Annotated in this window: 18 protein-coding genes; 10 read left to right on the top strand and 8 right to left on the bottom strand. The window is 59.6% G+C overall.

Annotated elements, in window-relative coordinates; translation table 11 throughout:
- Positions 1–58 precede the first annotated feature (58 nt).
- Positions 59–1,738, top strand: a complete 1,680-nt coding sequence (locus AC3ITY_RS10510; protein WP_489308863.1) for an APC family permease — start codon at positions 59–61, stop codon at positions 1,736–1,738.
- Between the two features lie 95 nt (positions 1,739–1,833).
- A complete protein-coding gene (gene folD / locus AC3ITY_RS10505) occupies positions 1,834–2,736 on the top strand; it encodes a bifunctional methylenetetrahydrofolate dehydrogenase/methenyltetrahydrofolate cyclohydrolase FolD (protein WP_489310832.1) in 903 nt (300 codons plus the stop codon).
- Positions 2,737–2,877: 141 nt separating this feature from the next.
- On the opposite strand, the gene AC3ITY_RS10500 is transcribed toward folD (AC3ITY_RS10505), so the two are convergent.
- From AC3ITY_RS10500 to glnT, 5 genes are all read right to left on the bottom strand, one after another.
- Positions 2,878–4,203, bottom strand: coding sequence for an ammonium transporter (locus tag AC3ITY_RS10500; RefSeq protein WP_160386923.1), 1,326 nt, complete (start codon positions 4,201–4,203; stop codon positions 2,878–2,880).
- A gap of 246 nt (positions 4,204–4,449) precedes the next feature.
- Positions 4,450–5,787 carry an FMN-binding glutamate synthase family protein gene (locus tag AC3ITY_RS10495; protein ID WP_489308860.1) on the bottom strand — a complete coding sequence of 446 codons (1,338 nt, stop codon included), beginning with the start codon at positions 5,785–5,787 and terminating at the stop codon, positions 4,450–4,452.
- 15 nt (positions 5,788–5,802) lie between these two features.
- Positions 5,803–6,486 carry a protein glxC gene (locus tag AC3ITY_RS10490; RefSeq protein ID WP_489308858.1) on the bottom strand — a complete coding sequence of 228 codons (684 nt, stop codon included), beginning with the start codon at positions 6,484–6,486 and terminating at the stop codon, positions 5,803–5,805.
- Positions 6,487–6,497: 11 nt separating this feature from the next.
- Entirely contained in the window at positions 6,498–7,403 is a 906-nt protein-coding gene (locus tag AC3ITY_RS10485; RefSeq protein ID WP_489308856.1) for a class II glutamine amidotransferase, read from the bottom strand.
- A 76-nt stretch (positions 7,404–7,479) separates the two neighbouring features.
- Positions 7,480–8,814: a type III glutamate--ammonia ligase gene (gene glnT, locus AC3ITY_RS10480; RefSeq protein WP_489308854.1), complete on the bottom strand. Its 1,335-nt coding sequence runs from the start codon at positions 8,812–8,814 to the stop codon at positions 7,480–7,482.
- A 287-nt stretch (positions 8,815–9,101) separates the two neighbouring features.
- Between glnT and AC3ITY_RS10475 the strand changes: the two genes are divergently transcribed.
- From AC3ITY_RS10475 to AC3ITY_RS10440, 8 genes are all read left to right on the top strand, one after another.
- Positions 9,102–9,701, top strand: coding sequence for a helix-turn-helix domain-containing protein (locus AC3ITY_RS10475; RefSeq protein WP_008003699.1), 600 nt, complete (start codon positions 9,102–9,104; stop codon positions 9,699–9,701).
- 241 nt (positions 9,702–9,942) lie between these two features.
- Positions 9,943–10,809, top strand: a complete 867-nt coding sequence (purU, locus tag AC3ITY_RS10470) for a formyltetrahydrofolate deformylase (protein WP_489308852.1) — start codon at positions 9,943–9,945, stop codon at positions 10,807–10,809.
- On the top strand, positions 10,806–11,711 hold the full coding sequence (gene folD / locus AC3ITY_RS10465) for a bifunctional methylenetetrahydrofolate dehydrogenase/methenyltetrahydrofolate cyclohydrolase FolD (protein WP_489308850.1): 906 nt from the start codon (positions 10,806–10,808) through the stop codon (positions 11,709–11,711). The genes purU and folD (AC3ITY_RS10465) overlap by 4 nt, the downstream gene beginning before the upstream one ends.
- Positions 11,693–12,934 (top strand): FAD-dependent oxidoreductase, encoded by a 1,242-nt coding sequence (locus AC3ITY_RS10460; RefSeq protein ID WP_489308848.1) that lies wholly within the window; start codon positions 11,693–11,695, stop codon positions 12,932–12,934. The genes folD (AC3ITY_RS10465) and AC3ITY_RS10460 overlap by 19 nt, the downstream gene beginning before the upstream one ends.
- A gap of 13 nt (positions 12,935–12,947) precedes the next feature.
- Positions 12,948–13,247: a sarcosine oxidase subunit delta gene (locus AC3ITY_RS10455; protein WP_160386915.1), complete on the top strand. Its 300-nt coding sequence runs from the start codon at positions 12,948–12,950 to the stop codon at positions 13,245–13,247.
- Positions 13,244–16,141, top strand: coding sequence for an FAD-dependent oxidoreductase (locus tag AC3ITY_RS10450; RefSeq protein ID WP_489308845.1), 2,898 nt, complete (start codon positions 13,244–13,246; stop codon positions 16,139–16,141). Before AC3ITY_RS10455 ends, AC3ITY_RS10450 begins: the two co-directional genes overlap by 4 nt.
- Positions 16,142–16,144: 3 nt before the next feature.
- Positions 16,145–16,741, top strand: coding sequence for a sarcosine oxidase subunit gamma (locus tag AC3ITY_RS10445; RefSeq protein WP_489308843.1), 597 nt, complete (start codon positions 16,145–16,147; stop codon positions 16,739–16,741).
- A gap of 375 nt (positions 16,742–17,116) precedes the next feature.
- On the top strand, positions 17,117–18,571 hold the full coding sequence (locus tag AC3ITY_RS10440) for a tyrosine-type recombinase/integrase (protein WP_489308840.1): 1,455 nt from the start codon (positions 17,117–17,119) through the stop codon (positions 18,569–18,571).
- Between the two features lie 284 nt (positions 18,572–18,855).
- On the opposite strand, the gene AC3ITY_RS10435 is transcribed toward AC3ITY_RS10440, so the two are convergent.
- From AC3ITY_RS10435 to AC3ITY_RS10425, 3 genes are read right to left on the bottom strand one after another with little or no spacing between them, the layout of a single operon-like run.
- Positions 18,856–22,038, bottom strand: coding sequence for a helicase-related protein (locus tag AC3ITY_RS10435; protein WP_489308838.1), 3,183 nt, complete (start codon positions 22,036–22,038; stop codon positions 18,856–18,858).
- Complete coding sequence (locus AC3ITY_RS10430; protein ID WP_489308836.1) at positions 22,020–23,798, bottom strand: phospholipase D family protein; 1,779 nt, start codon at positions 23,796–23,798, stop codon at positions 22,020–22,022. The genes AC3ITY_RS10435 and AC3ITY_RS10430 overlap by 19 nt, the downstream gene beginning before the upstream one ends.
- Entirely contained in the window at positions 23,792–25,000 is a 1,209-nt protein-coding gene (locus AC3ITY_RS10425; protein ID WP_489308834.1) for a DUF6361 family protein, read from the bottom strand. Before AC3ITY_RS10425 ends, AC3ITY_RS10430 begins: the two co-directional genes overlap by 7 nt.
- Between the last annotated feature and the right edge of the window lie 36 nt (positions 25,001–25,036).

Here is a 25,036-nt window from a genome sequence, read left to right as displayed (position 1 = left end):
ATCGCGAGCAGGCTCGCTCCTACAGGGTCCTGCTTTTTTCAGACATGGGAATACGAAGATGGAAGCGACTACGTTCGAGACCGTACCGCAGGCCGCCAGCTCAGTGGGCAGCCTGCACCGCAAGATCGATTGGCGCGGGGCGTTCTGGGTCGCCAGTGGCGTGCCCGCCCTGGTGCTGTTTTCTATCGGCGCGATTGCCGCAACGGTTGGCAAACCGGCCTGGATCGTCTGGATCGTGTCGATCCTGTTCGGGTTTATCCAGGCCTTCACCTATGCCGAAATTGCCGGGCTGTTCCCGCACAAGTCCGGCGGTGCCTCGGTCTACGGCGCGGTGGCCTGGGTGCGTTACAGCAAGCTGATCGCACCGGTCTCGGTGTGGTGCAACTGGCTGGCCTGGTCACCGGTGCTGTCCATTGGCTCAGGGCTGGCGGCCGGTTATATCCTCACCGCCCTGTTTCCCGCCGATGCGCTGATCAACACCTGGCAACTGACCCTGGTCGATCTGGGCTGGATCAAGAGTGGCCTGTCGCTACGGATCAACGCGACATTCGCCATCGGTCTGTTGATCCTGCTCACGGTCTTTGCCGTGCAACATGGTGGCATCCTGCGCTCGGCACGGCTGACCCTGGTGCTCGGTGTGACGTCGCTGATTCCATTGCTGCTGGTGGGCGTTGTGCCTCTGTTTACCGGGGACGCGGCCCAGGCCAATTTCCTGCCGCTGTACCCCCTCGCACATGATGCGGCCGGGCAAGTGATCGACGGGCCATGGGACCTGTCCGGCTGGTCGCTGATGGCCGGCGGCCTGTTCATGGCCGCATGGTCCACCTACGGCTTCGAAACGGCGGTCTGCTACACGCGGGAATTCAAAGACCCCAAGCGCGACACCTTCAAGGCGATCTTCTATGCCGGCCTGCTGTGCATTGTGGTGTTCACCCTGGTGCCCCTGGCGTTTCAAGGCAGTCTCGGTCTTGGTCAGTTAGTCACACCGGCCGTGCTCGATGCCAGCGGTGCAGTCATCACCCCTGCGGTCTACAGCGGTCTGTTAGCGCCAGCGATCTACAGCGGCATGGGCGTTGGCCAGGTCATGGCGGACAGCATTGGCGGCGGCAAGGTGGTCGCCAATATCGTGCTGATCATGCTGGTCCTGGCCACCTTGCTGGCGATCATGACCTCGATGTCCGGTTCCTCGCGCACCCTGTATCAGGCATCGGTGGACGGCTGGCTGCCAAAATACCTGGGGCGCACCAATGAACACGGCGCCCCCACCGCGGCAATGTGGACAGATCTGTCATTCAATCTGCTGCTGTTGCTGATGTCCGATTATGTGTTCGTGCTGGCCGCGTCCAACGTCAGCTACATCATCTTCAACTTCCTCAACCTCAACGCCGGCTGGATCCATCGCCTGGATCGCCCTGACTGGGTACGCCCGTACAAAGCTCCCACCGTACTGTTGGCAGCCGGTGGCGTGTTGAGTTTCGTCAACCTGGCCTGCATGGGCCTGGGCGCCGATATCTGGGGCGCGGGGACGCTGGTGACGGGCCTACTGCTGGCGTTACTGATCCTGCCGGTGTTCTGCTTCCGCCACTATGTGCAGGACAAGGGACGCTTCCCGCAAGCGATGCTCGACGACCTGTACGTTCAAGCCGATGCCGGCCTGAAACGCGCCGGCTGGTTGCCCTATGCCACGCTGATCGCGGGCGTGCTGGTGGTATACGGCTGCCATCAACTGGTAGCCTGAGCGTCCTTGCCCTCAGATCTGTGATGAATCATCGGGGTGCAACGGCGCCTCGATGATCGCATCAATCCCATACAATCAAGATAACGGTGACTCTTTTGATCCGCACCACCCCCGCACTTGCCCGCGATATCGACGGCAAAGCTATCGCTGCCCAGGTTCTCGAGGAGGTTCGAGAAGAGGTTCAGGTCCTGGCGCGACAACAGATCTACCCTGCCCTGGCCGTGCTGCTCGTCGGTGAAGACCCGGCCAGCGAGGTCTATGTGCGCAACAAACTGCTGCGGGCCAAAGAGGTCGGCATCCGTTCCCTGGAGTACCGTCTGGCAGAAAACGCCAGCCAGCACGATGTGCTGGAACTGATTGCGCAACTGAACGCCGACGTCACGGTGAACGGCATCCTGGTGCAATTGCCATTGCCGACCCATATCGACGAGGCGGCGGTGATTCATGCGATAGATCCGATCAAGGACGTGGATGGCTTTCATCGGGAAAACGTCGGTGGACTGGTCCAGGGCATCGAGGTCCTGACGCCCTGCACCCCCAGCGGCTGCATGCGTCTGCTACACGAAACCTGCGGTGACCTGAGTGGCTTGCACGCGGTCGTCATCGGCCGTTCGAACATTGTCGGCAAACCGATGGCGACACTGCTGTTGCAGGCCGACTGCTCAGTCAGCGTGGTGCACTCGCGCAGCGTCGATGCTCCAGCATTGTGCAGGCTGGCGGACATCGTCGTCGCTGCGGTAGGTCGCCCCCAGCTGATTGATGCCAGCTGGCTCAAACCCGGGGCGGTGGTGATCGACGTCGGCATCAATCGCATTGCCAGCGAATCGGGCAACCGCTTGGTCGGCGATGTCGATTACGAGAGTGCACGCACCGTGGCCAGCGCGATCACGCCGGTACCCGGTGGTGTCGGGCCGATGACCATTGCCTATCTGCTGAAGAACACCCTGATCGCCAGCCAGCTACAGCGTGCTGCCCAGACTCGCCAAAATCTACTGTAGGAGCGAGCTTGCTCCGGGCGGCGATCCGACGATGGACTCAAGAACGCCGCGTTTAGCCAGGAAGCACGCGTCATCGTTAACGACCATCGTCGGATCGCCGCCCGGAGCAAGCTCGCTCCTACAAATGTTCAACAGTAACGATCAGTGGTTGTACGCACGTTCGTTGTGCTCGGCCAGATCCAGGCCCATTTCCTCTACCGATTCATCGGCGCGCAAGCCGACCAGGGCATTGACCACTTTGAGAATGATCCAACTGATGGCAAAGCAGTACACCGTCGTCAACAGCACACCCTTGATTTGGGCCAACACCTGGCCACCCATGGTCACCCCTTCTACCAGCCCGCCCAGGGACGGTACGCAAAAGACGCCGGTCAATACCGCGCCGATCATCCCGCCGATACCGTGCAAGCCGAACACATCGAGGCTGTCGTCGTAACCGAAACGCCGTTTGAGCACGGTAACGCTCAAGTAGCAGAACACCCCGCACAGCAAACCGATAGCCAGGGCGCCACCCACACCCACATAGGCACACGCCGGGGTAATGCCCACCAGACCCGCCAGGGCACCACTGGCCAGACCCAGCGCACTCGGCTTGCCGACCTTGAGCCACTCGGTGAACATCCAGCCGAGAATCCCGGCGCAGGCGCCCAGTTGGGTGTTAAGCATGACGATACCGGAGGTGCCGCTGAGGCCGCCGCCGGAACCGATGTTGAAACCGAACCAGCCGACCCAAAGCATGGCCGCGCCGGCCATGGTCAGGCTCAGGTTGTGCGCCGGCATCGGCGTATTTTCGTAGCCCTTGCGCTTGCCGAGGATCAGGCAGGCGGCCAGCGCGGCCACACCGGCATTGATGTGCACCGCTGTACCGCCAGCAAAATCGAGAACGCCCCAGTTATGCATCAACGCCCCCGCACCGCCCCAGACCATATGCGCCACCGGGGCATAAACCAGGGTGAACCACAGGGCCATGAACAGCAGTGCCGCGGAAAATTTCATGCGCTCGGCGAACGCACCGGCAATCAGCGCCGGCGTGATGATCGCGAAGGTCATCTGGAAGGTTACAAACACCCCTTCCGGTATCTCGCCGACCAGGCTTTCCGGGGTCATTCCGGCGAGAAAGGCCCGACTCAGCCCGCCGACAAAACTGTTGAAGGTCACCTCCCCTTCAACCATACCGGTGGTGTCGACCACCATGCTGTAACCGTAGATCACCCACAAAACGCCCACCAGACCGGCGATACCGAAGCATTGGGTGAACAGCGACAACATGTTTTTCGCCCGCACCAGACCGCCATAAAACAACGCGAGACCCGGCAGACACATGAACAACACCAGCACCGCCGCCGTCACCATCCAGGCGGTGCTGCCGGTGTTCAAGGTTGGTGCATCGGCTGCCTGCGCCAGCGGCACGAGCGCGCCGGCCGCCAGTAAGCCGAGAAGGGATTTGCCGAGAAGACGATTGACCATGTTCAAAGCTCCTGCAAAAGAATGGAAAGTGTCTGGCAGTGAGCAATTGCTGATTCGTGCGCCTCTTTTCGGGCGCCTTGATCTGTGGCGAGGGGGCTTGTCGGAACGCCGCATCGCCCCGTTCGACCGCGCAGCGGTCGTAAACTGGCAGATTGAGTCCATCTGAAGGACCGCGTTAGCCGGGTTCAGGACCGCTGCGCGGTCCGACGGGGGCAAGCCCCCTCGCCACAGGTTATCTCACCGATTTCAATAACCACCCGAACCCGGAATCCAGCTGGTCCCCGCCAGCGGTACCCGGGCCATGGCCGCCGATTCTACGGTCAGCGCCACCAGGTCTTCAGGATCCAGATTGTGCAGGTGTGACTTGCCGCAGGCCCGTGCCATGGTCTGTGCCTCCAGCACCAGTACGCGCAGGTAGTTGGCCAGACGGCGACCACCTTCCACCGGGTCCAGACGCTTGGACAGTTCCGGGTCCTGAGTGGTGATACCGGCCGGGTCGCGGCCGTTCTGCCAGTCGTCGTAAAAACCTGCCGCCGAACCAATCTTCTGCAGTTCTTCATCCAGTCGCGGGTGGTTGTCGCCCAGCGCAATCAACGCCGCCGTGCCGATCGCCACGGCATCGGCGCCCAACGCCATGGCCTTGGCCACGTCGGCACCGTTGCGAATCCCCCCCGAAACGATCAACTGAACCTTCCGATGCATGCCCATCTCTTGCAAAGCCTGTACCGCTTGCGGGATCGCAGGCAAAATCGGAATGCCCACGTGTTCGATAAACACTTCCTGGGTCGCCGCGGTGCCGCCTTGCATGCCGTCGAGCACAATCACATCGGCCCCGGCCTTCACCGCCAGTTTGACGTCGTAGTAAGGCCGGCTCGCCCCGATCTTTACGTAGATCGGCTTTTCCCAATCGGTGATCTCGCGGATCTCGGCAATCTTGATCGCCAGGTCATCCGGGCCGGTCCAGTCCGGGTGACGGCAGGCACTGCGCTGGTCGACGCCGATCGGCAAGGTGCGCATGCCGGCCACCCGCTCGGTGACTTTCATGCCCAGCAACATGCCGCCGCCACCGGGCTTGGCACCCTGCCCCAGGACGATTTCAATGGCGTCGGCCTTGCGCAGATCGTCCGGGTTCATGCCATAGCGCGACGGCAGGTACTGATAGACCAGATGCTGCGACTGCCCGCGCTCCTCCGGGGTCATGCCGCCGTCACCGGTCGTGGTGCTGGTACCGGCGATGGTCGCACCTCGGCCCAACGCTTCCTTGGCATTGGCCGACAACGCACCGAAGCTCATGCCGGCGATGGTCACCGGAATCTTCAGGTGGATCGGCTTCTTGGCGAAGCGGTTGCCGAGGATCACGTCGGTGCCGCACTTCTCCCGATAGCCTTCGAGCGGGTAGCGCGAGACGCTGGCGCCAAGCAGCAGCAAGTCGTCGAAGTGCGGTACCTTGCGTTTGGTGCCACCACCGCGGATGTCATAGATGCCGGTTTCCGCAGCACGCTGAATTTCCTGGATGGTCAGGCGGTCGAAGGTGGCCGATTCGCGCAGGACTGGAGGGGCTTTTGGATTAGTGGAATCGCTCATATTCTTGCTCCTGGATCAGTACGCGGAGGCGTTATCGACTTTGAAGTTGTACAACTGACGGGCCGACCCGTAACGCTTGAAGTCAGCCGCCTTGTGCTCGAAACCGGCGCGGTTGAGCAGCACTTGCAGTTCTTCCAGGTGTTCGGCGCGCATCTCTTTTTCGACGCAGTCCGAGCCCAGGGACGCGACGGTGCCCCGCACATAGATGTGGGTTTCGTACAGCGAATCACCCAGGGCATCGCCGGCATCGCCACACACCACCAGGCGTCCGGCCTGGCCCATGAAGCAGCTCATGTGGCCGATGCTGCCGCCGACCACGATGTCGATGCCTTTCATGGAAATTCCACAACGGGCACCGGCATCGCCTTCGATCACCAATAACCCGCCATGAGCGGTGGCGCCTGCGGCCTGGGATGCGCTGCCCTTGATCCGCACCATGCCCGACATCATGTTTTCCGCGACGCCGACACCGGCATTGCCATGCACGGTGATGCACGCTTTCTGGTTCATGCCCGCGCAGTAGTAGCCGGCGTGCCCCTGGATATCGATGGACACGGCCTGGTTCACCCCAACCGCGAGGTTGTGCTTGCCGTTGGAATGAGTCACCACCCACTCGCGGTCTTCAACGTTGTTGGCCTGGTCATGCAGCGCTTGATTAAGGTCACGCACGGTGGCGGTGGAAAGATCGATGGTTTTCATGTGTGCGCTCCTTAAGCTGACTCGCGTTCCCAGATGTACAGGGTGGCCGGTGCCGGCTCCCAGATCCTGGCGTGTTCGATACCTGGCAGGCTCGACAGCGCCTGATATTCGGAGGCCATGGCAACGTAATCGTCGGTCTCGGCGAGAATCGCCGGTTTGCAGGCAATCGGGTCGCGGATCACCGCGAAACCGTTGCGGGTGCCAATGGCGAAAGTGAAGAAGCCGTCCAGGTCCTCCAGCGAATGATCCAGCGCCTCTTTCAGCGAGTCGCCTTGTTGCAGGCGCCAGGTCAGGTAGCCGGCGGCCACTTCCGTGTCGTTGTCGGTTTCGAAATGGATGCCTTCGCGCTTGAGTTCCTGGCGCAGACGAAAGTGATTGGACAACGAACCGTTGTGCACCAGGCACAGGTCGGCGCCAGTGGAAAACGGGTGGCTGCCTTCCATGGTCACCGCGCTTTCGGTGGCCATGCGGGTGTGGCCGATGATGTGGCTGCCCTTCATGCTGGCCAGGCCGAAGCGTTGGGAAATTTCCTGGGGCAAGCCCATGCCCTTGAGGATTTCGATGCTCTGCCCGGCGCTCATGATGCGGATGCTCGGGGCCAGCTCGGCGAGGGCCAGGCGGACTGGCGCTTCTTCAGCATGGATCTTCAATACGGCAGCGCTGGCGTTCTGAAACCAGTCCAGCGAACAGCCTAGACGGCCTTCCAGTTCGCCCATCAGGGTTTTCCAGTCGAAGGCTTCGGTGGTCGCCTGCAAGGTCAGCTTGACCCAGCCATCAGCCACTTCATCACCATAAATGGCGAAGCCGGCACTGTCCGGGCCACGATCGGTCATGGCCTGTAGCATCGGTTCGAAGAGCTGACCGAGCCGGGATTCCAGCTGCGGATTTTTCAGGTAAAGACCTACGATTCCACACATGACAACAGTCCTCACTACGTTCGGCAGCCGCAAGTTCCAAGCTGCAAGATGGTTCGTTTGAGCGCGCCGGTGGCGCCTAGAAAAATTCGGTGTAGCGCTGCACTTCCCAGTCGGAAACATGGCGGCTGTACTCCACCCACTCCATGCGCTTGAGCTTGATGAACTCGCCAACGATCTGCGGACCCATGACCTCGGCGAACAGCGGGTCGGCTTCCAGCGCGTCGCAGGCTTCCTTGAGCGATTGCGGCAGGGTCTTGATGCCGCGCGCGGCAATCTGCTCCAGGCTCAGGCTGTAGAGGTTTTCGTTGCAGACGTGGTCGATTTCCAGCTGACGGTCGATACCGTCGAGGCCCGCCGCGATGATCGCCGCGCTGACCAGATAGGGATTGCAACCGGCGTCCGGCAGGCGGAACTCCAGGCGGCCATAAGGCACCCGCACCATCGCCGAGCGGTTGTTGGCGCCGAAGGCAATAAAGGCTGGCGCCCAGGTCGCGCCGGACAACGAGTTGCCCACCACCAGACGCTTGTAGGAGTTGACCGTCGGTGCGGCGAAGGCGCAGAGCGCCGGGCCATGGGCAAGCAGGCCGGCAGCGAAGTGATAGGCCATTTTGGACAGCCCCATGCCGCTTGGGTCGCTGGCGTCGTGGAACAGGTTCTTGTTATCAAAGCTGCTGATCGACAGGTGAAAGTGCATGCCGTTGCCGGCGCGTTTCGGGTCAGGCTTGGGCATGAACGAGCAGATCATGCCCAGGTCATTGGCGATCTCGCCGGCGGCCATGCGAAAGAACGTGAATCGATCCGCCGAGGTCATGGCGTCGCTGTAGGTGTAATTGATCTCGAACTGGCCGTTGGCGTCTTCGTGGTCGATTTGATAGACCTCGAAGTCCACCGCCTGCAACGCTTCGGTCAGGCGTTCGAGGAACACCCGGGAGCGCGACAGGCCTTTGTAGTCGTAGCAAGGCTTGTCCAGGTTGTCGCTGGCATCGACCAGCTGCAGTTTGCCCTGCTCGTCGCGGCGCATCAGGTTGAACTCGGGCTCCAGGCCGGTGTTGAGCGTCCAGCCCTTGTCTTCCAGGCGACGAACCTGCTGCTGCAGCACGTAACGGCTGTCATAAGGATGCGGCTTGCCGTCGACATGACCGATGCACACGATCCGGCCATAACCCGGTTGCCAGGGCACAGGCATCAGCGTGGACAAATCGCCACGGGCCATGAAGTCCGGACCGTGGGGTTCCATGCCCATGCCGCTGATGGCGAACCCGGCAAAACCCGCACCGTCCTCGGCCACGGCCTTGAGTCCACAGATCGGCACCGATTTGGTCTTGGCCGAACCATGGATATCAACAAACTGCGCAAGCACATACTTGATCCCGTGCTTGTCGATGATGCGCTGGGTTTCTGCTGGCAACATTGCTCGTCACTCCTGGCGAAAAATGGCAAATCATTGTGGATAGGCCGTCACTTTCTTTTGATATTCCTGAAAAGAAAGTTAGTTTCCCAATAGGAATGCAAGGCCCTTGCCAGAATCGCGAATGAAAAGCTGAAGTGCCGTAACCAGCGCTTTTGTGCTGTATATATGGGAATATTCTTTTCCCAGTGGGAATACCGCCCAATGGGCTGGAGAGGAACGCCGTGATTTGCACTTTCTCAGTGCGAAACTAATATTACTGAACAGAAAGTGTGCAGGATCTGAAGACTATGCCGACCGAAACCGCCCCGCGCCTCAAGCTCGAGCAATACCTGGGTTTGCAAATCAAACGCCAGCGCCAGGCGCAGGACCTGAAATTGTCCGATGTGGCGAAAATTGCCGACATCAGCCAGGGCATGTTGAGCAAAATTGAAAACGCCCAGGTCTCCACCAGCCTCGATACCCTGAGCCGCTTGTGCGACGTGCTCGGCCTACCCTTATCGAAGTTGTTCAGTGAGTACGATCAGCAAGATGGCAGCGCGCAGTTGGTCAAGGCCGATCAAGGCATGGAAGTGGTCCGTCGCGGAACCGAGAAAGGCCATACCTACCATCTGCTCAATCACACGCGCGGGCCGAAGAAGAGTTTCGAGGCCTACATGGTGAGCATGGATGACGCCAGCGAAGAGTTTCCAACCTTCTCCCATCCGGGCACCGAGTTTCTCCACCTGCTCGAAGGCGAGTTGATTTATCGCCACGGCAATCAGCTGTACCGCATGGAAGCCGGTGACAGCCTGACTTTCGAAGGGGAAATCCCCCATGGCCCGGAACAACTGGTGCAAGTGCCGATCCGCCTGCTGTCGATCATGAATTACGGCAACGACAAAGAATAATCCCCGCCCCACGCCCCCGTTCGATTCCAACCCTGAGGCCGACCTATGTCGGCCTCAGGCGTTTTCCTGCCAGTTAAAAAACTTTCACAAAAATCCTGGACGCGGCGCGGGCATTCCCCTATAAAGCCAACTTCAGGAATATATTATTCCCCATAAGAAAATGCACTCATGGACGAGATTGCTGTTGTCGATGTTTTTTTCGCTATGCGATGAGCTGCCGCCATCTTCCCGAGGACGTGTCATGCAACACGAAAAAAACCATTTCATCATCAAGATCACCTGTCCCGCGGTGTCCGGCATCGTCGCTGCGGTCACCACTTACCTGGCGGACAACAGTTGCTACATCGGGGAGATGGCGCAATTCGACGACGACTTCAGCGGCCGGTTTTTCATGCGCGCGGTGTTCCGTTTCAACGACGGCCACCTGGGTGATATCCAGCAGATCAAGGAAGGTTTCAGCGACGTCGCCAACGCATTCGACATGACCTGGGAACTGCACGACACCCGCGAACCGATGCGCGTACTGCTGATGGTCAGCAAGTTCGACCACTGCCTGACCGACCTGCTCTACCGCTACCACAAGGGCGAGATGGACATGACCATCACCGCCATCGTTTCCAACCACCTGGACCTGCGCCCCATGGCCGAGCGCGAGGGCATCCGCTTCATCTATCTGCCGGTGACGAAAGACACCAAGGCCCGGCAGGAAGCCGAACTGATGAAAATCGTCGACGACACTGGCACCGAACTGGTGGTGTTGGCGCGCTACATGCAGATCCTCTCCGATGACCTGTGCAAGCAACTCTCGGGCCGCGCGATCAACATCCATCACTCGTTCCTGCCTGGGTTCAAAGGTGCCAAGCCTTATCACCAAGCCTACCAACGCGGGGTGAAACTGATCGGCGCTACGGCGCACTACGTCACCAGCGACCTCGACGAAGGGCCAATCATTGAACAGGAAGTGCAGCGCGTCGATCACGTCTATCTGCCGGACGACCTGGTCGCCACCGGCCGTGACACCGAAACCGTGGCCCTGTCCAAGGCAGTCAAGTACCACCTGGAGCACCGGGTTTTCCTCAACCAGGACAGAACGGTGATCTTTCGATGAACACGCCCAGACTGATTGACGGCAAAGCCGCCGCCGCGCGTGTGCTGATCCAGGTTCGCAAGGACGTGGACGATCTGCGCGAGCAAGACATTCAACCGGCCCTGGCGGTGATTCTGGTGGGCAGCGACCCGGCCAGCCAGGTTTACGTGCGCAACAAGATCCTGCGCGCCGAAGAGGTGGGCATTCGCTCCGTGGAGCATCGACTGTCCAGCGACACCAGTACCGAACAACTGCTGAACCTGATTGGCACGCTGAATGCCGACCCTTCGATCAACGGCATTCTGCTGCAATTGCCGTTGCCGGCTCACATCGACGAATTGCGCGCCCTGGAGGCCATCGCCCCGGTCAAGGACGTCGATGGTTTTCACAGTGAAAACGTCGGTGGCCTCAGCCAGGGCCGCACGGTGCTGGCCCCCTGCACGCCCAGCGGTTGCCTGTACCTGTTGGAACAAACCTGCGGCGATCTGCGCGGTAAACACGCGGTGGTGATCGGCCGCTCGAACATCGTCGGCAAACCCATGGCCGCCCTGCTGCTCAAGGCTGATTGCTCAGTGACCGTGCTGCATTCGCGCAGCCCGGACCCGCAGGCCTTGTGTCGTCAGGCCGACATCGTCATCGCCGCCGTAGGACGGCCGAAACTGATCGACGCCAGCTGGCTGAAGCCCGGTGCGGTGGTGATTGATGTCGGCATCAACCGCATCGACGACCAGGGCCGCAGCCGTCTGGTGGGCGACGTCGATTTCGACAGCGCCCTGCCCCACGTCGCGGCGATCACCCCGGTTCCCGGTGGCGTCGGCCCGATGACCATTGCCTTTTTGATGAAAAACACCGTGACCGCAGCCCTGGTGCAACATCAGGCTCAACGCAGCCAATCGGAGGCCCTATGCCGTTCAATCTATTGAAGTACGGGCTGAGTTCGGAGTACCCGGTGGAAGTCGATCTACCGCCGCCCCGGGAACTCAAACCGAGCTATGACGTGGTGATCATCGGTGCCGGCGGCCACGGTCTGGCTACCGCTTATTACCTGGCCAAGTACCACGGTATTACCAATATCGCGGTATTGGAGAAGTCCTATCTGGGCGGTGGCAATACCGCACGTAACACGGCGGTGATCCGCTCCAACTACCTGACCAGCGAAGGCGTGCGTTTCTATGCCGAGTCGGTGCGGATGTTCCAGGGGCTGTCCAACGAATTCGATTTCAACATCATGTACTCCGAGCGTGGCCAACTGACCCTGGCCCACACCGATGCCACCGTGCGTTCGTTCCGTCAGCGGGCTGAGGTCAACAAGCACTTCGGTGGTCGTACCGAAATGATCGACCGCCAGCAGATTCGCGAACTGGTGCCCAGCCTCAACCTCGACCCCGGTCACCTGCCGGTCATCGCGGGCCTCTGGCACATCGACGGCGCCACCGCGCGCCACGACGCCGTCGCCTGGGGCTACGCCAAGCAAGCGGCCAAACGCGGCGTGGAAATCCATCAACTCACCGAAGTTCAGGACCTGATCATCGAGAACGGCGCGATCACGGCGGTCAAGACCAATCGTGGCACCATCAAGTGCGGCTGCGCCGTGCAGGCAATCGCCGGGCACAGTTCGCTGCTGATGGCCAAGGCCGGGATTCGTTCGCCGATCCAGACCTTCCCGCTGCAAGCCATGGTCACGCAACCATTCAAACCTTTTCTCGATCCGCTGGTGAGCTCCTCGGCGCTGCATTGCTACGTGCAGCAGACCATCCGTGGTGAGGTGGTGTTCGGCGGCGGTTCCGATCCTTATCCGCTGTTCAACACCCGTTCCACGCTCGATCTGAAGGAAAGCCTGCTGGCCCACGCCATCGAAATGTTCCCGTTCCTGGCCAACGCCAAACTGATGCGCCAATGGGCCGGGATCACCGACATGACCCCGGATTACAGCCCGATCATGGGGCTTTCGCCGGTGAAAAATTACTACCTCGACGCCGGTTGGGGCACCTGGGGTTTCAAGGCTACACCGATATGCGGCAAGACCATGGCCGAGTTGGTGGCCAGCGGCGGCAAGGTGCCGGATCTGATCAAACCTTTCGGCCTCGAGCGCTTTTCGACCTTCCAGCAAGTCAACGAAATGGGCGCTACGGCGGCCAGCCACTGACGGAGAGCGGACCATGAAAATCATCAATTGCCCGCTCAACGGGCCACGCAACATCAGCGAATTCACTTATGGCGGCGAGTTCAAGCCAATGCCCGATCCCGTTCGCTGCAGCGATGCCGAATGGGCCGACTACGTGTTCAACACCGACAACCTCGCTGGCGTGGTACGCGAATGGTGGATGCATACGCCGTCGAGCTACTGGTTTCTCGCGGAGCGTCACACCGTGAGCGATGAAATTCTTCGCACCTTCGACCCCAAAGAACTCTTCACCGCCCGCGTCGACTTCAGCGCCGCCCAGGAGATCGCAGGATGAATCGCCTACCCGCCCCAATGGGCTTGTTGATCGACCATGATCAGCCGCTGGATTTCAGTTTCGACGGTCATCGCTATCAAGGCTTGCAAGGTGACAGCATCGCCAGTGCCCTGTTGGCCAATGGACGCTTCCTGATCTCGCGCTCGTTCAAATACCACCGCCCGCGCGGCCCGTTGACCATGGCCGGACAGGACGCCAACAGCCTGGTGCAACTGCCCCAGGAGCCCAATGTGCTGGCCGATACTCATACGCTGTCGGCCGGTCTGCAGGTCACGGCGCAGAACGTCAACGGTTCGCTGGACAACGATCGCGATGCCTACCTGGGCAAGTTCTCCAAATTCATGCCGGTGGGCTTTTACTACCGTTCCTTCTACAAACCCAAGGGCATGTGGAAAGTCTGGGAACCGATCATTCGCAAGAAGGCCGGCCTCGGTGTACTCGACCTGAAGTTCCAGCCCGAGTATTACGACAAGGCTTACCTGTTCACTGACGTTGCCGTGATCGGTGCCGGGCCCGCCGGGCTGCATGCGGCGCTGACAGCGGCCAATGCCGGGGCGAAGGTGTTGCTCATTGAACAACAACCGATTCTCGGTGGTTCGTTGACTTATGCCCGTTTCGATATCGAAGGCAAAAGAGCCGAAGCCCTGCGCCGCGAGCTGCTGTCTGCGGTGGAGCAACACGCCAATATCCGGATCCTGACCGAGGCGACCTGCAATGCCTGGTTCACCGACAACTACCTGCCGGTCATCCAGGGCAAGCGCATGTACAAGGTGCGTGCCCGCCAATGCCTGGTGTGCAGTGGCGCTTTCGACCAACCGGTGGTGTTTCGCAACAACGATTTGCCGGGCGTGATGCTGACCAGCGCGGCGCAACGCTTGATGAAGTTGTATGCGGTCAAGCCGGGCAAACGCGCGGTGGTGCTCACGGGTAATGATGACGGTTACCTCGCCGCTTTGGATCTGCACGACCAGGGCGTGGAAGTTGTCGCAGTGGTGGACTTGCGTCATGGTCCTGGCGATGAGTCCCTGCTACAAGCACTGGCTCGGCGCAAGATCCCTTGCCAGCGCAACCGCACCGTGTATGAAGCGCTGCACGAAAAAGGCATGCGTCATATCAACGGCGTCGATGTGCGCAAGATCACCGCCCAGGGTCAGGTCGCAGAAAGCGGACAACGCCTGGATTGCGACTTGCTGTGCATGTCCGCCGGTTACATGCCGGTCTATCAACTGCTCTGCCAGGCAGGCGGCAAACTCGCCTACGACGATCAGCGCGCCGAATTCACCCTCAGTGGCCTGCCACAAAACCTTGCAGTCGCAGGCTCGGTCAATGGTCGTCACCGCCTCGACAACGTGATCGCTGATGGCATGAATGCCGGAGCTGATGCCGCGCTCGCTTTAGGGCTGGCAGTCAGCGCACAACGCACACCATTGGGCAGCGAGGTTCGGGTCAACTTCAACTGGCCGATCTTCCCCCACCCCAAGGGCAAGGACTTCGTCGACTTCGACGAGGACCTGCAAGTGGCGGACATCGTCAATGCCACCCGGATCGGCTATCGCGACGTGCAACTGGTCAAGCGTTACTCCACCGTGGGCATGGGCCCTTCCCAGGGACGTCACTCGGCGCTGCCAACCGCACGGTTGGTCGCCTGGGCTACCCAGCGCAACATCAGCGAAACCGGGGTCACCACGGCACGCCCACCGTTTGTGGCGGAAAAGCTGGCGCATGTTGCCGGCAGGGCTTTCGACCCTTACCGCCAGACACCGATGCACGCCCGGCATGTACAAGCCGGGGCGAAGATGATGCCCGCCGGGATCTGGCAGCGGCCGGCCTACTATGGCAGTGCCAAGGATCGCGACGCCTGTATGCAGGCCGAAGCACTGCACGTGCGCAACAAGGTCGGGATCATCGATGTGTCGACTCTGGGCGGTCTCGACGTGCGTGGCCCGGACGCCGCCGAACTGCTCAACCGCATGTACACCTTTGCCTTCCTCAAGCAGCCGGTTGGCCGCTCTCGCTATGCGCTGATGACCAATGAACATGGGGTAGTGATCGATGACGGTGTGTGCGCTCGTTTCGCCGAGAACCATTTCTACGTCACCGCCACCACCAGCGGCGTCGACCGCATCTATCAGCAAATGCTCAAGTGGAACGCACAATGGCGCCTGGACGTGGACGTCGCCAACGTCACCGCCGCTGTCTGCGCGGTCAACGTCGCCGGGCCCGACTCGCGCAAGGTGCTGGAACAGGTCTGCACCGATCTGGATCTGAGCGCCGAAGCATTCCCTTATCTGGGCGTGCGCCAGGGTACGGTCGCCGGGATCAAGGCGCGTATGCTGCGGGTCGGTTTTGTCGGCGAACTGGGTTATGAAATCCACGTACCCGCGCGTCACGGGCTCAAGCTTTGGGACGCGCTGATCTCGGCTGGCAAAGCACACGACATACGCCCCTTCGGCGTCGAAACCCAGCGTCTGCTGCGCCTGGAAAAAGGCCATGTGATCATCAGCCAGGATACCGATGGCATGACCCATCCCGCGGAAATCGACATGGGCTGGGCGATCAGTCGCAACAAGCCATTCTTCGTCGGCCGGCGCTCGGTGGATATCCTCGAAGCCCAGCCACAAAAACGCAAACTCGTGGGCTTCACGTTGCCCAAGGGCAGCCTGCAACCGCTGGAAGGCCATCTGGTGCTGAACGGCCCGGACATCAGCGGCAGCGTCACCTCCTGCGAATACTCCGCCACCCTCGGCCAGATCATCGGCCTGGCTTACGCCGGCATCGACCAAAGCACCCCGGGGCAGCGCATTCCAATCCGCGTAGAGGGTGGCATCGTGGTCCAGGCCGAGGTGGTGCAGTTGCCCTTCTTCGATCCCGTCAATCAACGCCAGGAGCTTTGAGCCATGACCAGTCTGATAGAACAACATAGCCTCGGCCAGCCGTCCCTGGCCCTATTGTCTGCCTGTACGCTGACAGACCTCACCGATCTGCCTCGGCTCGGTTTTCGTGGCGCCCATAGCGCGCAGTATTTGCTCAGCCGCCACTTCGTGCTGCCCGACGCCCCCAACCGCGCCATCACCCAGGAGGACAGCAGCTGCGTGGCGCGCCTGTCCCAGACCGAGTACCTGTTGCTGGGAAGCCCACGGGATCAGGGTGAACGCATTGCCGCTGAAGAGGCCCGCTGGGAGCTGGATCACAAGGCCAATTACCTGCTGCCACGCCAGGACAGCCATGCCTGGTTCCAGCTCGGTGGTGAACACCTCAGCGACGTCATGGCCAAACTCTGTGGTGTCGACTTGAGCCCTCAAGTCTTCGGCCCCGGAGCAGTGGCACAAACTTCGGCGGCACGCATCAACGTTATCGTGATCAACGCCAGTACCCTGCAACAGCCGAGCTTGTTCATCCTGTGTGACCGGGCATCGAAGGCTTACTTTAACGAGGCGTTGCTGGATGCAATGGAGGAGTTTTCGGGGTTGGCAACGGATGGGACGCCAGTCTGACGCTTATCAGAAACAGGTGAACCGAAGATCACCCAGGCGTTACAACAACGGACGTCTGCTCACACGAAAGCGGTGAGGATTCCACCAGGAGCCAGTCGTTTCGTAGGGGTAAAAACGAAGAAAAATAAAAAGGGGTCGCGAGATAAAATCTCGCAACCCCTTGAATTATATGGTCGGGACGGAGTGATTCGAACACTCGACCCCTAGCACCCCATCTCCTTTTTCATACTTCTTGAAAGCTTCCAAAATTTTACTCTGGATTTTTCTAAGCTAGTATTTACTTGAGCTCCAGCGGTGTTCTGCTCTACGAGAGTCCAGTAACGTCCATCAAGAGCCGACGTTTTTGTGGGGGTAAAAGTAGGGGGAGTCCGTTTCATGGCCAAAATCACCATCAAAGAACTCGAGTCGCTGACTCCCAACGATGCCGGCCGAATCCTCCGGGAGGATGGCAATCTGGCCGGTCGAATCTCAGTCCGCAAGGACGGTGTGTCGGTCAGCTTTTTCTATCGCTATCGGTGGGGCGACCAGAACAAAGAGTACGCCTGCGGGTCATGGCCGCGCAAATCCCTGACGGACATCCGCAAGGCCCGCAACCAGGCTCGAGCGCTTATTGATGAGCAAATCAATCCCAACGAGCACAAGAAAACCGCCAAGGCACAGGCTCATGCCGCGACGAACGCAAAAGCCGATCAGGAAAAATCGACGAAGGTCCAAACTCTGACCGTCCAGGATCTAGCCAAGGCCTGGCTGCTGGATGGCGTCGCGCGTAGAGACGGCAATGCCGAGTTGCAACGGCGCTTTAACAAGGACCTTTTGCCAGCACTCGGTAGGACAGCGGTGAACAATGTTTCCGAACACGATGTTCGGGCGCTAATCCGGGCCGTGGTCAACCGCGGCGCTCACCGGCAAGCCATCAGTTTCTTCGCCGACCTCACCCAGATGTTTAGCTGGGCTAGAAAGCGTCAGCCCTGGCGGACCTTATTGATCGAGGGCGATCCGACTGAGTTGGTCGACATTTCCCCTCTGATCCCCGCCGACTACGAGGCGGAAAGAAGCCGTATCCTTTCCCCGGCGGAGCTGTTGGAACTGCACAACCGCTTCCAGCAAATGACCGCCGATTACGACGCCCTCCCCGCGGGCCAAAAATACGACGGCATTCGTCCGCTAAAGAAGGAAACGCAGCTCGCGCTCTGGATTAGCCTGGGCACGCTGTGCCGAATTGGTGAATTGCTGCAGGCCGAATGGAAAAATGTCGATCTGGACCAGCAAACCTGGTTCCTCCCCAGCGAAAACGTCAAAGGCACCCGCGGCAAGAAACAGGACCACCATGTCTTCCTCTCCTCCTTCGCCTTGCATTTCTTTCAGGAACTCAAGACCCTGACGGGAGACTCCCTGTGGTGCTTTCCGAACAAGCAGGATGATGGGCATGTGGACGTAAAGGTGGTGAGCAAACAGGTCGGCGATCGCCAGGCCCGGTTCAAAAACCGCAAGGCTCTCTCCAGACGGCGTCACGACGACACCCTGGTCCTTGCCGACGGCCAGAACGGCGACTGGACGCCACATGACCTGCGCCGCACGGGCGCGACCATGATGCAGGCTTTGGGGGTCAGCCTGGACGTCATCGACCGCTGCCAAAACCATGTGCTGGCCGGCTCGCGGGTGAGACGCCACTACCTGCATCACGACTATGCCGAAGAGAAGAAACGTGCCTGGAATCTGTTGGGCGATCGTCTCAGTGAAGTCTTGTCCGCAACCTACGAGCACACACCGACCGAGTCGATGTTGTCGTTTCCTGCATATACCGCGAATAGTTATTTACCGCCGTCTTAAGTTGGCGTCTTTAGTGTTGCGTCGTCATCAGCGAATGACGACCCCGTGAGAAGTGGAACCGTTGTCCAACTCACTGTGCCAGTGTAGGGCGTGCCATCGGCAGCCCGGCTCCACCGAAAATATTCTCTAGCCGGTACAGCGCCAAGAGGTCGGCGAACTTCGCCGCCGTTACGTGAAGCAACAATCCTCCGGTCGGGCTGTTTTTGTCGATGTTCTGCGCAGGGAACTAGTGTTTGTGTCAGTGTTTCGCGGCACGCCCAGTCCCTCCTGCCAAAGCCCAGGCATCAAGTACGTGACCGCTCCCTCCGGTACAGAACAGGCGCTAACCGGATCAACAATTGACTTTTTATGTGCTCAAGCGCTTCGTCATCCAGATTCAAGTTCTTCAAGTGCTCTAGCAGCTCGCTTTGCCCTGGTTGACCGAATGCTAGACGGTAAAGCGATAGGACTTTTTGCATGTTCGGATAGCGGCGTGCTTCTTCGCTGAAGGCAAGTCTCGGAATCAAGCGGCGGATCTTCGCGTCACCTTCGGGATAATGCCAATAGGGCACCAGATCAGTTCCCCAGGTGGGGCTTTCGACAGATGTAAACAACGCCTTCCAGTTTTCGGGCGCGCTGTCGTACTCCGCCACCGCTTGCACCACTCGACGCCGGACCACCAGCGACTGGTAGCGATTGACCCGCCCTTCCCGCTGTTCCAGATCTATCGGGTTATTCGGCAAATTCCAATGCACGACTTCGCTGCAGTACCAATGAAAATCCAGGCCTTCCTGACCAATGGAAGTTGATGCGAGAACGAACGGCCGAAACGGCGAATTGAAGCTTTCACGTATATTGATGATTCGTGTCTGGCCCGCTTCATCCGTGGTTTTCTGAGCGCCCAGTTGCACGGCATAATGACATCTCAGGTGAGTGTCGTCTTTTTCCCTGTCAACCTTCCAGACTTTCACATTCGACGGTGTCGTGCGAAGAACGCTTTCGAGCGTAGTCACCACATCATCCAGCAACTTGTCGGGTGCAAGTAGGTAACAGTACTCCTCAAGCATCGCCTGAATGCCGCCATCGGCGCAGTACCTCACGATGCCTCGCCAAGGATGCAGCGGGTCGAGCCGCCGGGCGATCGCACTGCCCGTGACGCTGTTGAATAGACTGACAAATCCCAGAGCGACCCGACTGGCGGCTCCTATCAGGCAAGGACCGGGATACAGCTGCCGCAGCACGCGGTAGGCGCTCACCGCCGGCGATCCCACAGCCAGCCTGGCAAGGTACTGAGGAAGGTCTTCAGGCATTGCGCCCAGTTCATCCAGTTGGTTGAAACGACGGGATATTTCGCGAACGCGCAACCGCGCTCCGTCGGAGAGATTGCCGACGTCCAACATGGCTTCGAACCATGTGGCGGTCCATCCCTCGTGCGCCTGATCCAGCAGCATCGGGGCGAACAGATACCAGTAGTGGCTGTTCTGAGCGCCCTGATTGCAGACGCGCAATGACGCTAGACTCCTTGTGAAGTGCCGGATGAGTTCGTCAAGGCGGCTCTCCAGTGGGACTGAAGTACGCGCTATCGGAATGTCAGTCAGGCAGCGGGCAGGATAAATCAGCGACCAGTTGGCAACGTCCCCGCTGTCGAGTTTGATCACCGCGCGACGTTGTTGCAGATGACGGTTCTGGTCGTCTTCGCTGACACCGGCACGGCGCTTGTTGAAGTACTCCGATTTGTCCGTGAAATGCTGCTGGACTCGCCGTTCCGCCTCGTAGCTCATCAGCCCGCCCACCATCCTCGGCACCATCGTCCAGGAGGAAAACAGTAACGTCTTGCTGAGTTGCTCGTGACCGGCAAAAAAGCCTCTGAGTCGATAGTGCGGCCAACTAGGCGGTAGCCAAAGTAGCATTTCCGGACCGTCTTTACGCCCGTCTCCAAACAAGTGACTGGCTAACCAGCGAACCTGCGGATTGGGTGCCTCGCGGGCGACATCCAGCGTGAACTTGCGGATCCGCTCGCGTGATAACCAGAGGTTTTTGTTCGCGGTCAACTGCTTGAACAGCGCCGGAGATCGCTCGAAGCGGCGTTGCAGCACTTCTTGCACTTTGTAACCGGTACTGAACGACAGCGGCCAGGCTGCCGACTTGAAAAAACTCATGATCTGCCTGGAGACGCGCAGTGAGCTGTCAGCTTCCAGAACGAGCGCCAGCCGGTCCAGCTCGATATAAGTGCGGATATCATCGGCGCGCAATTGTGGCAAGTCTTGCGGGGGTATCCCGTCGACCAGGCTGTCCACATCCCGAGCGATCTGGCTTCGCTCCGTGCGGCAAATCAGTGGGCGAAGCAATCGCTCCACTTCTCGGCGAGGCGCATCGTCCAGCGCTTCGCCATCGATGCAGTCGCGTCGCAGACACAGCAGCGCAGCCTGCAGTTTCTTGCGTGCAGGTTCGTAAGCATCGAGTGGCGACAAATTCAAAAACGCGAGGATCTGCTTGAGTTTCTCCAGATGGCCGTCATCGTTCTCATCGTCATCCACGGTGCTCATGGCTTTGAACGGAGTGGCCGAGAGCATCAAGACATTGCTCTCGCGCTCGCGACTGAATATCTCCCGTGCGATCAGGGATTGTTCGTTTTCCTGCAGATCGAGCAGGCTTTCGAAGCGCTGAAACTCGTCGAGAATGAACAGATCCGCCCGGAGGTGCGTAGCGCAGCATCGGGCGAACGTCACGCGCAAATCGCGCATCAGCTCGCGTTTGACGCCACGGTGACGTTCCGCACGCAGACCGGCAGTGCTGCGCAGTCGTTCCAGCAATGAGGGCGTCGCGTCGTTCGACACGAAAATGATCGCTGCGTGAAAGCTGGCAACGATCTCCTTCACCAGTCCTTGCTGTTCTACCTGATCCCGCTCCGCCTGCCAGCTGTCAGCACATTGCACTCGGTCCTGGAACAGCGCCGTCAAACTGTGGCGAAAACCTCGAAGCTGCGGGTGCTGAAGCAACGCCGCAAGGATAATGCCCCTCTCCTGCCGGTTTCCTGTTCCCTGGGTCAGCGAAAACGATGTGGCTGGCGTCAGGGTGCAAATTTCCAGCAATGCACCGTGCTGCTCGGGCTGGCACACCGCGACTTGTGCGAGGCGTGCGTAAGACGGCTGTCGAATCCAGCCGCTGCCTGCTGGAAACACGGCAAGCTTGGCCAGGTTCTCAGCGGCCAGACTCAAGTTGGAACAGATATAGGTGACACGTAGCGGTTCGCGTCGATGCCAGTCGCGCAGCATCGACACGATCAGTCCTTTCGCGACGACGGTCTTTCCTAACCCGACTTCGTCGGCAACCAGCACCCGACGGCTGTGCTGCGGGTCTTTGAACTGTTCGGCAATGCGCTCGACTGTCGCACGCTGGAAATCCTTGAGCCTGCTCCAAGTCATCTGCAGGGCTAGATCGACGTTGTCGCGATCCGATACAAATCGAGTCATGCTTTCTTCTTCCATGCAAGCTGCTGGTACTGCGCCCATAAGACGGACAGCTCAGAAGGGACCAGATGTTCAGTGTCGCTGAGCCGGGCCAGAATGGCGTCGATGCGCTGCAGCTTTTCAGGCTGTCGGGCAGCACAACGCAAGAGAGCCTCGTGCAGCGGCCCGCCGAACATATGGCTGAAGTCGGCATCAGCGTCCGCCCCGGGACCGCCCTCCCTCGTAATGCCGGTATCCGCCGTATACGCGTGGCCTGGATGCAACAGCATCTGAATATAAGCAAGCAGCTTGTGCGGGCTATCAATCAGCGTCGTCGTGATTTTCTGCTCTCGCGTATCGCCACCATCGATTTCAAGACGGACCTTGATCATCAGTTCGACGGGAGGTGATGACACCGGTATCACTCTGAGAATAACGAATGCACTGACCTGGGTCAGATTCAGGTCTTCCCAAACCATATGAGAAGCCAGACTCAGCGGCTTGCCTCTGACCAGCGGCTGCACCTCGATCACCCAATCGCCATGTTGCTCCAGGAGTGGCGGCGGGCATTCAATGACACAGGTGTAAGTCCCGTTGGCCTCGGCACGGGCCTGCAGACACCAGTCTGCCTGGATCAGATTGTGCTGGAGTCTGCGCATCCATGCTTCCGTCTGATGATCATCCGTGATCGACGCTGGGCTGAAACGATGAGGGATGAAAATACCTGTCGGCTCTTGCTCACGTCCTACCAGTTCTGTGCGGAGCTGGTCGACGGACTGCTGGCCACTTTTGCTCGACAGTCGCAGCATGAACTCGGTATTGCGCGGCGCCGCTCCCACAGCGCCAAGGGCTGCCTTGGTGACATTCGCCGAACCGATATGCCAATGACTGACGGCGCCCTCCTGCAGCAGCACCAGCTTGGCATGCAGATTCTGGGGACGGGCTGCGGTGAGCTCATCCTCGCCCTCGATCAGGCAAGGATTGAGCGCGAAGCACTCCCAATCCTGCAGCTGGCATTCACCTATACGGTCGAGCTCTTCTGCGCGGCTGAACAGCCAGTGCCGCGCACCAGCCTGCTTGACCAGGTCGAGCGCTTCGTGATGGAGAAACGGTGACATCACCATTACCGTGCTGGCAGCGGTACCCAATGACAGCGGCAACTTCCCTGGCTTTTCAGGCAAGGTCTTCAGCGCGTTGAATCCGGCAGGCTTGTCCCAGGCCACCCGAGGCAGCTCCTTGACAAAAAGCTCCAGTCCGGCACGCAGGTCCTCCGCACCGGCGGCCAGCGCCTTCAGCAGTGCCACAAGTCCATCGTTGTCTTCACTGCGTGCGCTCGTGGGTTCCCCTTCCAGAGCGACTGCAAGGTCCCAACTGCGGTCGAACGTCAGATTCCGCGACAGCACCAACAACCGGTACCGCACCGCCTTTGTCGGACTGGTGAATCGCAACAGCCAGAACTTGGGGTGGAACGAGCTGAACGCATCGCCGGGAACCTGGGGCGCCAATAACGGTTCGAGCAACGAAAACAGCAGGTTGAAGTGGCGCGGAAGTTTGATGCAGCCCTGCTGAAAGAAAACCTTCACCTTGCCCTTCAACTGGCTGATCGCTTCCAGCAGCGCCAGCTTATCGGTCTGTAAATCACCCTCCGGCGGGCAGTTGAACGACAGCGCCAACGGCAGACACAAGAGCGTCTCAAGATCTAGGGTGTAGGTCGTCGCGATGGCATGGCTTAACGTGAACCCTTCCGGGGCTTTGAGTTTGTCGCCATAGTCCAGGCGATCAGCGTGCGGATTCAGCATGCCACGCCCTCCTGAATATCTTTCAGCACGGTTCGAACCTGCCTCCAGCGATAATCCAGCCGGGCCATCCCTAGCCAAGCGAACCCTTCGGGCAGCTGTTTATTCAGCACACTCCGCTCTTTCTTGTTTGCCCGCGCCTGATGTTCCACCAGCTTATCCAGTTCGACATCTGATGCCCCCTGGATTAAACCTTCAGCCCATCGGGTTAGAAACAGAGTCGTGTGACTGGCCAGCGTAACTTGAGTCTGTTCAAGCCAGCGGAAGATGTCGGCGGGCGTCGCGTGAGTCTGCGTGCGCCATGCATCCCATAGCTCGGCAAAGTCCTCCAGCAGAGCGTCATGTTCGCGATAGTCGTTACGGACAAGGATTATGTTGAATCGCAAGTGAGCACCGTAGATCAGCTCACTGAACGCTTGCGCCATCGCCACGTATTCGCGGGTCCGGCCAGGCAGCGACGGCTGATCGGCGGCCCAAGCCGCCAGCGCTGGGAACTCAGTCTTGGTGAGGGCCTGCTCGCGCAGCCCCTGTATTTCCAGTAGGCAAGGCAGGCTCAGTGCGGGGCCGGCTTTGAACTTTTCACTTAAAAAACGTGCCTCCGAAGCCGTCAGCGTGATTTTGACCTTGTCCAGCCAATCAGGCACAAAGCGATCTAGGTACACACTGCGGACAACGTTGTGTGCATCACTGTCGTCCCCTTCATCGCCATAGATGCTTCCATGAAACGCTTCTGACGATCCGATTGCCTGCAGAAATTGCCGGAGCGAGCCCCCAGTATCGACAAGCTTCCAGGTCCTCAGGCCTACCCAATAGATCGACGAAGGCTGTCGAGCGACACGCTCACCTTTGCTCAAAGAAGATCCAGAAATGCCGGTCTGGGTTCCGTCCTGATGCTTTTCTCTGAGCACCTCTGACAACCGTGCTTCCTGTTCCTCCAAGTAATCCGCAGCCGGCTGCTTACGCTGCTGCGACGGGCTCAAGTGCAGATAATCGCGGATGATCCGCGGCACAGTGACGAAATACTTGGCTCGAGTCTGCAGCGTGGAAAAGCCTGGAAACATCAGATCCGCAAACCCATCGCGCAACCCTCCTATGCCCAGCTCATCCAGCGTCCCCGGCTCCGACAGCTGCTTGAGAGCGTGTTTGACGCGGTCCCGGTCTTCGCTCGAAAAGTCCACCCATCCCAATTGACTCTTGCCTGACACCTTCCGCTCTCCTTGTCCTATCCAAACCACTTAGCC

This window comes from Pseudomonas sp. GL_091 (genome assembly GCF_057837725.1).
Note: the sequence above shows the minus strand (reverse complement) of the source record. Positions and strands in the feature narration are given on the sequence as shown.

What these genes read in the sequence shown, in the direction of transcription:
- AC3ITY_RS10510 (WP_489308863.1), top strand. Translation starts at nt 59, where the DNA reads ATGGAAGCGACTACGTTCGAGACCGTACCGCAGGCCGCCAGCTCAGTG.
- AC3ITY_RS10500 (WP_160386923.1), bottom strand. Translation starts at nt 4,203, where the DNA reads ATGGTCAATCGTCTTCTCGGCAAATCCCTTCTCGGCTTACTGGCGGCC.
- AC3ITY_RS10495 (WP_489308860.1), bottom strand. Translation starts at nt 5,787, where the DNA reads ATGAGCGATTCCACTAATCCAAAAGCCCCTCCAGTCCTGCGCGAATCG.
- AC3ITY_RS10490 (WP_489308858.1), bottom strand. Translation starts at nt 6,486, where the DNA reads ATGAAAACCATCGATCTTTCCACCGCCACCGTGCGTGACCTTAATCAA.
- AC3ITY_RS10485 (WP_489308856.1), bottom strand. Translation starts at nt 7,403, where the DNA reads ATGTGTGGAATCGTAGGTCTTTACCTGAAAAATCCGCAGCTGGAATCC.
- glnT (WP_489308854.1), bottom strand. Translation starts at nt 8,814, where the DNA reads ATGTTGCCAGCAGAAACCCAGCGCATCATCGACAAGCACGGGATCAAG.
- AC3ITY_RS10475 (WP_008003699.1), top strand. Translation starts at nt 9,102, where the DNA reads ATGCCGACCGAAACCGCCCCGCGCCTCAAGCTCGAGCAATACCTGGGT.
- purU (WP_489308852.1), top strand. Translation starts at nt 9,943, where the DNA reads ATGCAACACGAAAAAAACCATTTCATCATCAAGATCACCTGTCCCGCG.
- folD (WP_489308850.1), top strand. Translation starts at nt 10,806, where the DNA reads ATGAACACGCCCAGACTGATTGACGGCAAAGCCGCCGCCGCGCGTGTG.
- AC3ITY_RS10460 (WP_489308848.1), top strand. Translation starts at nt 11,693, where the DNA reads ATGCCGTTCAATCTATTGAAGTACGGGCTGAGTTCGGAGTACCCGGTG.
- AC3ITY_RS10455 (WP_160386915.1), top strand. Translation starts at nt 12,948, where the DNA reads ATGAAAATCATCAATTGCCCGCTCAACGGGCCACGCAACATCAGCGAA.
- AC3ITY_RS10450 (WP_489308845.1), top strand. Translation starts at nt 13,244, where the DNA reads ATGAATCGCCTACCCGCCCCAATGGGCTTGTTGATCGACCATGATCAG.
- AC3ITY_RS10445 (WP_489308843.1), top strand. Translation starts at nt 16,145, where the DNA reads ATGACCAGTCTGATAGAACAACATAGCCTCGGCCAGCCGTCCCTGGCC.
- AC3ITY_RS10440 (WP_489308840.1), top strand. Translation starts at nt 17,117, where the DNA reads ATGGCCAAAATCACCATCAAAGAACTCGAGTCGCTGACTCCCAACGAT.
- AC3ITY_RS10435 (WP_489308838.1), bottom strand. Translation starts at nt 22,038, where the DNA reads ATGGAAGAAGAAAGCATGACTCGATTTGTATCGGATCGCGACAACGTC.
- AC3ITY_RS10430 (WP_489308836.1), bottom strand. Translation starts at nt 23,798, where the DNA reads ATGCTGAATCCGCACGCTGATCGCCTGGACTATGGCGACAAACTCAAA.